Annotated in this window: 13 protein-coding genes; 11 read left to right on the plus strand and 2 right to left on the minus strand. The window is 48.0% G+C overall.

The annotated features are described in order from the left end of the window. Positions 1–57: 57 nt before the first annotated feature. The gene (locus tag ACO1NU_RS16895; RefSeq protein WP_448819671.1) at positions 58–1539 is read left to right on the plus strand and encodes a DUF4270 family protein; all 1482 of its coding nucleotides are present in this window, start codon (positions 58–60) and stop codon (positions 1537–1539) included. A gap of 4 nt (positions 1540–1543) precedes the next feature. Further along, on the plus strand, positions 1544–2578 hold the full coding sequence (locus ACO1NU_RS16900; RefSeq protein WP_448819672.1) for a Kelch repeat-containing protein: 1035 nt from the start codon (positions 1544–1546) through the stop codon (positions 2576–2578). Positions 2579–2650: 72 nt separating this feature from the next. Here ACO1NU_RS16900 and ACO1NU_RS16905 read toward each other — a convergent pair whose 3' ends face one another. Then, positions 2651–3475, minus strand: coding sequence for a glycogen/starch synthase (locus tag ACO1NU_RS16905; protein WP_448819673.1), 825 nt, complete (start codon positions 3473–3475; stop codon positions 2651–2653). 260 nt (positions 3476–3735) lie between these two features. On the opposite strand from ACO1NU_RS16905, the gene panC reads away from it, so the two are divergent. The 5 genes from panC to ACO1NU_RS16930 are packed head-to-tail and all read left to right on the plus strand — an operon-like array spanning position 3736 to position 8878. Then, a complete protein-coding gene (gene panC / locus ACO1NU_RS16910; RefSeq protein WP_448819674.1) occupies positions 3736–4572 on the plus strand; it encodes a pantoate--beta-alanine ligase in 837 nt (278 codons plus the stop codon). Between the two features lie 55 nt (positions 4573–4627). After that, entirely contained in the window at positions 4628–4978 is a 351-nt protein-coding gene (gene panD, locus ACO1NU_RS16915) for an aspartate 1-decarboxylase (protein ID WP_448819675.1), read from the plus strand. Between the two features lie 25 nt (positions 4979–5003). Next, on the plus strand, positions 5004–5498 hold the full coding sequence (gene rfaE2, locus ACO1NU_RS16920) for a D-glycero-beta-D-manno-heptose 1-phosphate adenylyltransferase (RefSeq protein WP_448819676.1): 495 nt from the start codon (positions 5004–5006) through the stop codon (positions 5496–5498). A 25-nt stretch (positions 5499–5523) separates the two neighbouring features. Beyond that, entirely contained in the window at positions 5524–6768 is a 1245-nt protein-coding gene (locus ACO1NU_RS16925) for a TlpA disulfide reductase family protein (RefSeq protein ID WP_448819677.1), read from the plus strand. Between the two features lies 1 nt (position 6769). Further along, positions 6770–8878, plus strand: coding sequence for a M1 family aminopeptidase (locus tag ACO1NU_RS16930; RefSeq protein ID WP_448819678.1), 2109 nt, complete (start codon positions 6770–6772; stop codon positions 8876–8878). 200 nt (positions 8879–9078) lie between these two features. Here the strand turns inward: ACO1NU_RS16930 and ACO1NU_RS16935 are convergent, their stop codons facing one another. Next, complete coding sequence (locus ACO1NU_RS16935) at positions 9079–9429, minus strand: phage holin family protein (RefSeq protein ID WP_448819679.1); 351 nt, start codon at positions 9427–9429, stop codon at positions 9079–9081. A gap of 58 nt (positions 9430–9487) precedes the next feature. Between ACO1NU_RS16935 and recQ the strand changes: the two genes are divergently transcribed. The 4 genes from recQ (at position 9488) to ACO1NU_RS16955 (ending at position 13659) form a co-directional block, all read left to right on the plus strand. After that, positions 9488–11296, plus strand: coding sequence for a DNA helicase RecQ (gene recQ, locus ACO1NU_RS16940; protein WP_448819680.1), 1809 nt, complete (start codon positions 9488–9490; stop codon positions 11294–11296). 93 nt (positions 11297–11389) lie between these two features. Further along, positions 11390–12025 carry an O-methyltransferase gene (locus ACO1NU_RS16945; protein WP_448819681.1) on the plus strand — a complete coding sequence of 212 codons (636 nt, stop codon included), beginning with the start codon at positions 11390–11392 and terminating at the stop codon, positions 12023–12025. A gap of 3 nt (positions 12026–12028) precedes the next feature. Next, complete coding sequence (locus tag ACO1NU_RS16950; protein WP_448819682.1) at positions 12029–12700, plus strand: glucosaminidase domain-containing protein; 672 nt, start codon at positions 12029–12031, stop codon at positions 12698–12700. A 95-nt stretch (positions 12701–12795) separates the two neighbouring features. After that, on the plus strand, positions 12796–13659 hold the full coding sequence (locus ACO1NU_RS16955) for a glucosaminidase domain-containing protein (RefSeq protein ID WP_448819683.1): 864 nt from the start codon (positions 12796–12798) through the stop codon (positions 13657–13659). The last annotated feature ends 49 nt before the right edge of the window (positions 13660–13708 follow it).

Here is a 13708-nt window from a genome sequence, read left to right on the forward strand (position 1 = left end):
TTTCTTTTTATGCTTTGTTAAAGGTTGTTAAATGAAAGGTGGGGTAAATACCGGTCAGTGTTAACGACTGTTAACGAAGAGATCATTCTGAAGCCCTTCAGGTTAAAGATTGTTAAAGAAAATAGCTTTCTGATCACGTCAACCAATATTTGTGACGGAACTATTTCACGTCATCACAAAATGCACAACATCATAAACGGGCTTTCCGATACAAAAGTCTATCTCCGATCCACCATTTTTCTGGCCCTCTCTATTCTGGCATCCTGTACCAAACAGGATACCGTCGGCCTCACTCAGGATCAGCTTCTGGGGGTGAACATCACCGACACGCTGCTTGTCGAGACGTCGACCATGCTGCTCGACTCGCTGCCAACCGCAGCCAAAGGGGTGCTCCTTACAGGAACCATCGATGATGCCGAGCTCGGCAGGATTCAGGCCACGTCGTATTTTCAGATACAGCCGGCCGAACTGAGCGGACTGAGCCTCCCCGACGACGCCATGCTGGACTCCGCCCGGCTGAAGCTTCAGTATTCGGGCTACTACTATGGCGACACCACCGTATCCCAGACCATCTCCGTCCATCAGATCAGCAAACGCTTGAGCATCGCTAAGCTCCCCGGCTATCTCGAGCCTGAAGAATCCAGCGTCTTCTCATCCTCCGCAACCTTCTACAACCTGAGCAAACCTGCCATGCACGATGAGCCGCTGGCAAGCCTGACGATTAAGCCCAGGCCCGCATCAGGTGACAGTCTCCTGCTCAAACTAGATCCGAACCTTGGAAGCGAGCTATTCAAGATGATCAGGAACAACGATACCCGCATCAGCAATACCGAAGAGTTCCTTAACTACTTCAAAGGAATTGCACTTCAAGCTACGGGCAACTCCGTTACTGGCTTCAAAGATTCCGCTCAGGTGAAACTCTACTACTCATATACCGGATCAGACGGACTCAGGAAAAGAAATGAGCTTCTCTTCAAAATCTACGACACCAACTACCAGTTCAACAGCTTCAGTGCCGACAGAAGTCAGACCGCCCTGAAATCCCTTAGCCTGAGAAATAAAATAATACCCGCTTCGGCCACAAACAACAAAACATACATCCAGGGCGGCATTGGCCTCGTTACAAAAATCGCCATACCCTCTATAGCTTACCTGAGCGGTAACGACCACGTCTCCATCAACAAAGCCGAACTGCTTGTTCAAAGCACTAGCGGCAGCGATACGCCCTTTGCCCTTCCCCGGCAGCTTAGCCTTCTTCTCGCTAATTCGAACAATGTCCCCATCAGCATCCTGACCGACCAGTCGGGTAACAACATCAGTATCCCCCTCAGCCTCCGCTCAGATGGAATTGCGAAGGCCTCCTATTCGGCCCCGCTCACAAACTTCATTGGCAACTACCTCAAGTCGTACAACAAAACCTCCCTGTTGCTCAGCCTGCCGGTCGAAGAATTGGAAAAATCGCTGACCCGGCTTGAACTGGGCTCCCAGGATCATCTTTCATCCAAAATCAAATTAATAATCACTTACACTAAATTTTAGTACTATGTCTAAACTGTTTTCTTTTATTATCTGCCTCTTTGTGCTCGCTGTGCTCCCCGCTTGTTCACCCAGCGATGACGATGAAGACCTCGCGGGCGATTGGACACGACAATCCGACTTCGAAGGTGTATCCCGAAGCGACGCAGCATCCTTCGTGATCGACAATAAAGCTTATGTCGGCACCGGCTACACCTCAGCTACTTCAACAGAAACCCGGCTTACTGACTTTTGGCAGTACGATCCTCAGCAAGACAACTGGTATGCGGTTGCTGCGTTTCCCGGGAAGGCCAGAAGTAAAGCAGTCGCATTCGCCGCCAACGGAAAAGGATATGTGGGTCTGGGTACCGACGGTACTAATCTGCTGAAAGACTTCTGGGAATACAACCCTGCAACAAATAGCTGGAAGCAGATAGCCGACTTTCCAACTACAAAAGGACGTTACGGAGCTATCGCATTCAGTCTGAACGAAAATGGATACGTGGGTTGTGGCAATGATGGCGATAACGACCAGCAGGATTTCTACAAGTATGATCCGGCAGGAAACAGCTGGACTCAGGTAGCCAGCATGAAGTCGAAACGGGTAAATCCCTTTGCCTTTGTCATCAACGGCAAAGCCTATGTAGGAGGTGGATCCAATAACGGTGCTTATGTCTACACGTTCTTCGCCTTTGATCCCGTCGCAAATAACTGGACCCGCTTACACTCCCTCTATCCTTATGGAGATGACGAAGAAACGGATGAAATCCAGGCTAATGACGACTATGATTACAACCTGCAACGAACATCTGCTGCAGCCTTCAGCCTGAACGGATATGGGTATATCACTACCGGAACCTACAACTCGGTAATGAACACAACCTGGCAGTACAATCCCGGAAAAGATCTCTGGAACCAGGTTGATGCCTTTGAAGGAAGCTCCAGAGAAGGAGCAGTAGGCTTCGCTCTGAACAATCTAGGATATGTAACGACCGGACGTTCGGGCACAACAAGGCTCGACGACCTATGGAAGTATGACCCGAACAGCTCAGATAACGACTGATCCCAGAATATCATCCATAAAAAAAGGCTGCCCGAGTAAGGAGCAGCCTTTTTTTTATGCTATTAAAAGCCTTTATGCCAAAGATGCCATTTCTTCGTTGTGCATCTCTTCGTAAAGGTTGAAATAATTCTCATAATCTGCGGTTGCATCATACTTTAGCACCGGCTTATCTGTAGCCTCAACTACTTTCAGCACTTCAGGGTGTGTATTAGGCCCACCCATCACAACAGCCTCAGAGTAAGCAATAGCACCCAAGTGCATCGCTTCGCAGCTGCCGTCACCATAAGGCACCATATGAGATGCGTCCATGCCGCTCATAATCGCCTTCTTTGAAAAGTCAGCATTCAGCTTCTCGTTGAAGCAATTGTCGTATACAGAGTATACAACCTTAGCTGTCTTGAATGTCGGATCGTCCTTGTAAGTGGTTTTCATATAAACCGGAACCAAAGAACTCATCCATCCATGGCAATGTACCACGTCTGGCGACCAACCTAATTTCTTAACCGTCTCCAATGCCCCTTTGCAGAAAAAGATTGTCCGCTCATCGTTGTCTTCGTAAAACTTACTACTATTGTCCCTGAAAACATGTTTACGCTGGAAATATTCTTCGTTATCCAAAAAATACACCTGCATGCGAGCTGAAGGAATTGATGCGACTTTAATGATCAACGGGTTATCGTTTTCATCTATGATGATGTTCATTCCTGATAAACGGATCACTTCGTGCAGGCGATTACGACGCTCATTGATGTTGCCAAAACGAGGCATTAAAATGCGGATTTCAAATCCTTTGTCTTGCATCGCTTGCGGGAGTTTCCGCGTTATCTCAGAAATCTTTGTTAACTCGAGGAAAGGCGACATCTCGTGAGTAATAAACAGTAACTTCGTTTTTGCCATCTCCAAATGTTAAATTTTATGAAAGAATTTGGGACTGCAAATATACATATATATTATGATATATCAATGAATTACGCAATACCCTTTGATATAACTGCAGGATTTCACACCTTTGCACCGGCATTTTCATTATCGTTTTAATTAAAATTTCCTCGATCATGAACGAAGTCATTAGGTGTTTACAGCAGTTGCCAGAGTGTTCTATTTTAACTCTCTCTTAACACGTTCAGGCGTTAAAATCCGTCTAAAAAAATCATAAATTGAAAATCTTCACTTCAAAATCCGAACTTTCAGACGCTCTTAAAGATCTTAAAGCACAGGAGAAACAGATTGGCCTGGTTCCCACAATGGGTGCCCTACATGAAGGTCATATCTCGCTGATCAATGCAGCCCGGCAGCAAACAGACGTTGTGGTATGCAGTATCTTCGTTAACCCAACGCAATTCACAGACCCGTCAGATCTCGAGAAATATCCGAGAACTGTAGAAAACGACATCCAGAAACTGGAACAAGCCGGATGCGACATCCTTTTCCTCCCTGAGGTCAGCGAGATGTACGGACACAATGAAACCTGGCATATAGATCTGGGTTACCTCGAGTCCATTCTCGAAGGTCAGTCGAGACCGGGGCATTACCAGGGTGTTACACAGATTGTATACAAGTTATTTCAATTGACATCCCCGGATAAAGCCTTCTTCGGTCAGAAAGACTATCAGCAGGTGCTCGTCATCAGAAAGATGACCGACATCTTTAAACTGCCCGTAGAACTGATCATGTGCCCTATTCAGCGCAGCGAAGAAGGTCTGGCACTAAGCTCCCGGAACGTCCACCTCTCGCCTGTGGAAAAACAACAGGCCTATACCCTAAGCCGCGCCCTCCTGAAAATGAAGGAACACGCCGCCGAAGCTGATGCTTCTGCAGTACGTCAGGCAGGCCTTGAAGTACTGAACGCCGAACCAGGCATCAGGCTCGACTATTGTGAGGTACTCGACAAGGATACGCTCCTTGCGCCGGATGCAGCAAGCGCCGGACGCGTCGCCCTCATCGCTGCTTCGGTAGGCAAAACACGGCTCATAGATAATATGATTTTAAATTAACACGGTAGCGTAGATCAACTATAACTCTTTCAATAGCTTTTGCTAATTTTGCATCATGATTATTCAGGTTTTGAAGTCAAAGATACACCGGGTGAAGGTGACTCAGGCGGAATTGAACTATGTGGGAAGTATCACCATTGACGAAGACTTAATTGACGCAGCCAATATCATCCCTAACGAAAAGGTACAAATTGTAAATAACAACAACGGCGCACGCTTTGAAACATACGTCATCAAAGGCGAAAGAGGTTCCGGAATTGTTTGCTTAAATGGCTCATGTGCCCGCCTGGCTCAGGTAGGAGATATTATCATTATCATGTCTTACGGGCAGCTTACAATTGAAGAGGGGAAGAAATACCAGCCAATACTCGTGTTCCCCGATGATAACAACCATCTAATTAAGTAAATCACCCCTAGCTGATAAGTAGCTTATGAACAAACTGGAAATGCTCAATAATAAGATACTTAGCCTGCCCGAAATTCTCAAACTCGTAAAAGTCTGGAAGTTTCAGGAGAAGAAGATCGTCTTTACCAATGGATGTTTTGATCTGCTTCACCTCGGCCATATTGACTATCTGGCACAAGCTGCTGCTTTGGGTAATAAGCTTATCATCGGCCTCAACACCGATGCTTCCGTTTCCAGGATCAAAGGTCCTTCCCGGCCGATTACCGATCAGCAGTCGAGGGCCGCGCTTATCGCTGCACTATTCTTCGTAGATGCCGTCGTGCTGTTCGATGAACCCACACCGGCAGATCTGATCGCTGCCATTAAGCCCGACATACTGGTGAAAGGCGCCGATTACACTATCGATCAGATCGTGGGTGCCGATACCGTGCTCGCCTCAGGCGGAGAAGTAAAAACCATTCCGCTGATAGACGGTTATTCTACTACCGCCATCGAAAAGAAGATTCGCAGCCAACACTAGTTTTTGATCAATAATACGGGTTTAGATGCTTTTGAAAAACTTCCATAAACTGACAGCTCTTCTCTCGTTCCTCACGTTGACGATTGTCTCCTGCGGAACGAAAAGCCACGACCTTTCTACCGGAACCTGGAGGGCTACAATCAAAAACGAGTCAGGAACGGAAGTACCCTTCAACTTTGAAGTAACAGATTCTGCAGGAGTGAGGCGTCTTTATATTCTCAATGCCAGCGATCGTTTGCTGGTAGACGATATTGCTGTCAACCGGGATTCAGTTACCATCAAATTGCCGCTGTTCGATTCTGAGATCAAAGCCGGCTTTACTGCCGACGGCTTTAGCGGAAAATGGATAAAACATCTGGTGGATAAAGACGTAGCCATGGAGATCACTGCCAGCAAGGACGTCAGCTACCGCTTCTTCAAAGACAATCCCGATGTACCCGAACAGATCGGCGGAAGGTGGTCTACAACCATCGTCAGCCTCGACAATAAGGATACCACTATCGCCGTAGGCGAGTTCCGCCAGGAGAAATCCAGAGTAACAGGCTCATTCCTCACCAGTACAGGCGACTACCGCTTCCTGGAAGGTGCAATCTCCAGCGGTCGCCTCTTCCTTTCCACATTTGACGGATCGAACTGCATGCTGTTTACCGGAACGATAGAAGGAAACACCATCATCGACGGGAAATTCTACTCCGGGCTGTCTACAGTACGCAACTGGTCGGCCAGAAAAGATGAACATGCTATCCTGCCGGATGCTTACACACTGACCAGCCTCAAGCCGGGTTATACCAGTTTATCCTTCAGCTTCCCTGACCTCGACGGCAAGCAGGTATCCCTGAAAGACCCTCGCTACAAAGACAAGGTGGTGATCATCAGCTTCCTCGGATCATGGTGTCCCAACTGCATGGACGAAACAGCCTTCCTAACCAAGTTCTACAAAGAATACAAATCAAAAGGCGTGGAGATCATCGGCCTTGCGTACGAACGCACAAACGATATTGAAAGATCCAAAAACAGCCTTGAACAGCTTAGAAAGCGGTTCAATATCAGCTATCCAGTGCTCGTAACCGGGCATACCAACAAAGAAGTTCTCAAAAGCATCCCCGAACTGAATGAGTTCAGGGCATTTCCTACAACCATCATCATCGACAAGCAAGGTAAAGTGAATAAAATCCATACCGGATTCAGTGGACCTGGCACTGGCCAGCATTACACAGATTACGTTCAGGAGTTTGAAACGCATATCAACAAGCTGCTTGCCAATAAATAATATGAAAGCATCCAATCTGCTGCTCTGCCCTTTAATGGCAGCGCTCTTCCTTTGCTCCTGCTCCAGCACCAAAAACATCGCTCTAGACCCGATATCCGTCCACGGCGCCAGAAAAAACGCCGATATCTATCAGGCGAGCTATACCCGCGTGACCGACATTCTGCATACCAGCCTCGACCTCAAGCTCGACTGGGACAGTGCCTACGTCATCGGAAAGGCGACCATCGAAGCCAAACCCTATCTAAATCCACTTTCAGAAGTCGTCCTCGATGCAAAGGGATTCAGAATCAATCAGGTCTCACTGGTAGATGGTTTCGACAGCAAGCCACTGAAATATACCTACAACAACAAGCAACTCAGCATTGATCTTGGAAGAACATTCACCGACAAGCAGAAATTCAAAATCCTGGTGGACTATGTTGCCATGCCCGACAAGCTAAAGGTCGGCACCGATATCGGGGATCCTGCGAGCAGAGGCTTCTACTTCATCAACCGAGATAATGCGGAGCCCGGCAAACCCAGACAATTCTGGACGCAGGGAGAGACCCAGAACAACTCCTGCTGGTTCCCGACGATAGATGATCCCCAGGAAAAAATGACCCAGGAGATCAGCATCACGCTCCCTACAGGGATGGTCTCCCTGTCGAATGGACTGCTCGATTTCTCTACAGATAACGGAGATGGCACGCACACCGACAGCTGGCGTCAGGAACAACCTCACTCTACCTACCTAACCATGCTGGCAGGCGGCGATTTCAAAATCGTGAAAGATACCTGGAGAGAAAAAGAGGTCAGTTATTACATGGAACCGAAATACGCAGACAATGCCCAACTGATCTTCGGTAAAACACCTGAGATGATCGAGTTCTTCTCCACCAAACTCAAGGTTGACTACCCTTGGGAAAAATACGCACAGATTGTACTCCGCGACTTTTCCGGAGGCGCCATGGAAAACACCACCGCAACGACCTTTTTTGAAGGCATGAACATGACTCCTGCAGAATACCTGGACGAGAGTCATGAAGATATCATATCCCATGAACTCTTCCATCACTGGTTCGGTGATCTCGTTACATCCGAGTCTTGGTCCAATCTCCCCCTAAACGAATCATTTGCCACCTACGGCGAATACCTCTGGAACGAATATAAATATGGGCGCGACGAGGCCGATTACAAGGGATGGAACGACGCAAATGCCTATTTCAATGACGATAGGGCAAAAGAGGCGGACGTGATCCGCTTCAACTATCCCGACCGCGAGCAGATGTTCGACGTTGTCAGCTATCAGAAAGGTGGGCGCATCCTGCACATGCTGCGCAAAACGGTGGGCGACGAGGCCTTCTTTGAAACTCTCAACCTCTACCTGAAGCGTCATTCATTTGCGACAGCCGAGATCCACGATCTTCGCCTGGCCTTTGAAGAAGTTACCGGCAGAGATCTTAACTGGTTCTTCAACCAGTGGTTCCTGGCAGCTGGAAACCCTGTGCTAGACATTAACACCCAGTACGATGCCACCACGAAGAAATCGCTGGTTACCGTTAAACAGACACAATCGCTGTCCAACGCACCTCTGTACCGCTTACCTGTTGCTATAGATTTCTACATCAATGGCAAGGCAGAGAGAAAGCAGGTCATCGTAGATCAGGCAGAACAGAGCTTCTCCTTTGATATGCCCCAGCAGCCGGATCTTGTCAATTTTGACGCAGAAAAATACCTGTTATGTGTTAAAAAGGAAAATAAGACCGCAGCTCAATACGTCATCCAGTATCAGCAGGCACCTTTGTTTGTCGACAGGATTGAAGCCATCCAGGCACTTGCGAAGCAGCCCGGCGACAAGCAATCTGCCGCCACGATCATCAGCGCGCTGCAAGATAAGCATTGGGTAATCCGTCGTCTTGCTGTAAAGACCATCGGTTCCCTGAGTAAAGAAGCGCAGGCTTCGGCACACGCTAAGCTGAAAGAACTGGCCTTAAATGATCCCCGTTCCTATGTGAGGGCATCAGCGATAAGCGCGTTGCGGAAAGTGTATAAAGCCGACCGAAACGATGAAACGCTGAGCAAAGCCCAGCAGGATCAATCTCCAACGGTATTAAAAGCCTTATCTGAATAATAGGAACACCCCGCGAAGAGGGAATTTACGTAGAATCTTGATGGTGGCTATCAGGACCTTAAGCCGATGCTGAACCGCTGCTAACAGGTAAAAATACTGGTCAGTGTCGGGTCACCGTTGGGTGAGCATCGGCTGAACAAGGTCTGAAGCTCAACCCAGATACCTCTTCATCCCCCCTGTAGCCGGGAGGCTGTACCTAACTATTTCCGGTCGCGCTCACTGGTAAGTGAGCCAAAAACCATTTTGATCACCGAGAGGATAAGTGCAAAGATCAGGGCCGCCCAAAAGCCTTGGGTTTCAAAACCTTTCATCATCGCATCTACCAGTAAGACCATCAGCACGGTGATCACGAATGACATCAGGCCGAGGGTTAATATATTCACCGGAAAGGTGAAGATCCGAAGGATAGTGCCGACGGTTGCGTTTACAATGGCCAACAGGATACCCGCAATCAGTGCGCTAAGGAACCCGTCAACGTGGACGCCCGGAGAGAGGAACGCGGCTACCGAAACAGCAATCCCGGTTAGTAAAAGCTCGATAATAAATCTCATATCATGCAAATAAAGACATAAACGCCCTGTTAAACATAAAGTTTCCTATTTTTATCCGATGGCTTTATCTGCTGGCGAAATCCTCAGGAAATATTTCGGATACGACCGGTTCCGGCCAATGCAGGAACAGATCATTCAAGCCGTTGTATCTGGAAAAGACACTCTCGTTCTGATACCAACCGGGGGAGGAAAATCAGTTTGCTTCCAGATTCCTGCCCTTATGCTGGATGGTGTCTGCATCGTAGTTTCTCCTTTGATATCGCTGATGAAGGATCAGGTGGATGCACTAAGAGCCAACGGCATCTCGGCAGCGTATCTGAACAGCTCACAGACCTTCGGCGAGCAACAAGCTATTCTCGATTCGTGCTACAGAGGCGAGATTGCACTGCTGTATGTATCGCCGGAAAAGCTGATCTCCGACATTCAGATGATCACGCAGATGGCGCGTCCATCCATGTTTGCGATAGACGAAGCCCATTGCATTTCAGAATGGGGTCATGACTTCCGTCCTGAATATATGCACCTCGGCCACCTTCGCGAGCGCTTCAGCCATGTTCCCTTTGTGGCACTGACAGCAACTGCCGACAAGGTGACCCGCAGGGACATCGTCAGACAGCTGAAGCTGCAGGATCCGCAGATATTCATATCTTCCTTTAACCGCAGCAACCTCAGCCTCGAGGTCAGGGCGGGCATTAAGCCCAAGCAGCGACTGACAGAGATCGCCTCCTTTATCCGGCAGCGGAAAGGGCGTGCGGGCATTATCTATTGCCTGAGCAGATACAATTGCGAAGAGCTCACGTCTGACTTGCGGAAGCTGGGAATCCAGGTGAGCTTCTACCATGCCGGCATGAACGCTAACGCAAGGGGAAAGGTGCAGGAAGACTTTCTGAATGACAACCTGCAGGTGGTATGTGCAACGATCGCTTTCGGCATGGGGATCGACAAATCCAACGTCCGCTGGGTGATCCACTATAATCTGCCGAAGAATATGGAAGGTTATTACCAGGAGATCGGGCGTGCGGGCAGGGACGGCCTGCCTGCAGAAACGATCCTGTATTATAACTATGCGGACCTGGTCACACTTAACCGCTTTGCAGCTGAAAGCGGGCAGGCCGATGTAAACCTCGAGAAGCTCAAACGTATCCAGCACTATGCCGAGGCCGACATCTGCCGGCGAAGGATCCTGCTGAACTACTTTTCGGAGAACTTTAATGAAGACTGCGGGAACTGCGACGTATGCAGGAACCCGCGGAAGCACTTTGATGGCACGCTCCTCGTGCAGAAGGCACTCTCTGCTATTTCGCGCATGAAAGAAAAGGAGGGGGCAGGCATGATCATCGACGTCCTGCGCGGATCCATGCGTACCGACCTGAAAGAAGCAGGTTATCACTTATTGAAAACACATGGTGCAGGCTCTGATATCAGCAGCTTCGACTGGCAGCGTTACCTGATGCAAATGCTGAACCTTGGCATCCTGGAGATGGCCTATGACGAAGATTTTGCTTTGAAGATCACGCCGTATGGACGCGATATCCTGTTCGGAAAGACGAAGGCGCGACTTACGGTTCTTCCGCTGCTGATCAAAAGCAACAAAACGGGTAGCACATCTTCACATGTGAATGATGAAGACGAACTCTTCGAACAATTGAAAAAGGTCAGGAGAAAATTTTCGGTGGAAGAAGATGTGCCGGCCTATATCATTTTCAGCGATGCCACGCTGCACGAAATGGCGAAAGAAAAGCCACTTACCGAGGAGGAAATGCTGCTGATTTCGGGTGTGGGAGAACACAAATTTGACCGCTATGGTGAAGATTTTCTGGACATGATTAGCGCATATTCCAGTCGCAAAAAAAGCCTCAGACGTTAACTTAAAATCAACACACTTTCACTACTTATCTGATAATCTTGACTTTATCCAAATAAAGTTTTGTTAAATATATATTTCTATATATTTGTATCTATGGAAATGCTAACTGAGGGACTGCAAATCTATCTTGAGCAACACTGCGAACCAGAGCCTGAATTGCTAAGATATATAAGTCGGGAAACGCATTTGAAAGTGCCAATGGCCCGGATGCTTTCGGGGCACTATCAGGGTCGTGTCCTGAGCTTTCTCAGTAAAATCCAGTCGCCAAAACGCATACTTGAAATAGGAACTTTCACCGGATATGCCTCTTTATGTCTGGCTGAAGGCCTCGTGGAAGACGGACTGTTGTACACGATAGACATTAACGAAGAACTCGAAGACCGGGTTCGTGACTATTTCAGTAAATCCCCTTTCGGATCGAAAATCAGGTACCAGATCGCTAACGCCGCTGAAGTTGTCCCAACGCTCAGTGAGGTGTTCGACATGGTGTTCATTGACGCCGACAAGAAGAACAACGGTACTTATTACGATATGATATTTGATAAGGTCAGACCCGGGGGCCTTATTATAGTGGATAATGTGTTATGGCATGGGAAAATCACTTCAGGGGCACAGGACAAAGACACGCAGAACATCAGTAATTTCAATGAAAAAGTAATTAACGACCAACGCGTAGAGAAACTGATACTTCCTGTACGCGATGGTCTATTGATAATCCGTAAACTGTAATCTATGCTTAAAAAATTCATTTATGCCAGCCTTATAGTTTTCATTTCGGGAACTGCAGCAGCGCAAAGCCCTGCAGAAAACTACATCGAGAACTACAAAGAGGTGGCAGTGAGCACCATGAATCAACATGGAATTCCTGCCAGCGTCATTTTAGGAATTGCCATTCATGAATCAGCCAGCGGCACCAGCAGAATCGCCAAGTACTTAAACAACCATTTCGGACTGAAAGGAAAGTCGGGCCCCAAGCCCATCAAATCAGCCTACAAAGGCTATGAGGAGGTAGACGATTGCTATGATGACTTCGTCAGCTACCTCAAGACCAGATTTTCGGGGCTTTTTAACCGTTACTCATCTGATGATTACCGGGGTTGGGCGCTGGGCATACAACGCGGCGGATACGCACACAGCAGATCCTGGGCCAGTCAGGTCATGGGCATCATCAAGAAATACAACCTCGACCAGTTCGACCAGAGTTCCGGAAGTACAGCTAAAAGCAGTATACTTGCTGCCGGCAAAATGGAAAGCAAACAGTCAGAGCCGGTTGTCTATTACGTTCGGAGGGGCGACACGCTGGCAAGGCTTGCGCAACGTTTCAGAACAACAGTCAAAGAAATTAAAAATAAGAACGGCCTATCGAGCAGCTTGCTCGACATTGGTCAGCGATTACACTTGTAAGATCTGCATGAAATCGTCATGAGCATGCCCCTCTTTCGAGCAAGGGAAAAGCTCATGAACGCTTCATCACTTTTTAAAAAACAGATTAAATCTGAATGAAAAATATTTTACTGATGGCCTTCGTGGCTCTCTTCCTGGCTTCATGTAGCAGCAAAAAACAGTATACCGCTTCGCGATACCCTGCTAAGAAGCCCGACAAGATCATCACAAACAAGCCTGAAAAGGTAAAATTTCCAAAGCACCAGGGTGCGGTGGTTGAAGATAAGATCGTCAGGGTCTATTCCTCAAGCGGCTATGTAGAACGCTTTAAAGATATTGCGGTGGAAGAGATGCTGAAAACCGGCATTCCGGCAAGCATTACCCTGGCGCAGGGCATGCTTGAATCAGCCAGCGGGAACAGTACATTGGCCAGAGAGGCCAACAATCACTTTGGCATCAAATGCCATGGTGGATGGAACGGTAAAACAATTCTGAAAGATGATGATGCCCTGGGTGAATGCTTCCGGTATTACAATTCTGCCGAGGAATCGTACCGCGATCACAGTGAATTTCTGAAGCGCAGCCATTATGCCTTTCTTTATGATTTGGACAGGAATGACTATAAGGGATGGGCGAACGGGCTTAAAAAGGCTGGCTATGCCACCAATCCCCGTTATCCGGAATTATTAATCAGTCTGATTGAGCGTTACGGCCTTGACCGTTACGACCGCGAAGAAACCGTAATAGCCAAAGTCAACCGTGAAGAGCGGGTACTTGCACAAATCGCAGAGAAGCCAGCTGAACCGAAGATGGAAGCGGCGAAGCCAGCTGTGACCATGAAGGTTTACGAAGTGGCGGCGGGGGATACCCTGTACGGCATTAGCAGGAAAGTGGGTCTGAGCGTTGAAGACCTCAAGGTGTTGAACTCTCTGGCTGGAAATGATCTTAAACCAGGACAGCTTTTAGTTGTTTCCAAATAGTTAAGAGTTGTTAAATAACTCCTGATCAGGATCATTTTTGGTAGATTTA

It is taken from the genome of Arcticibacter sp. (assembly GCF_053551015.1).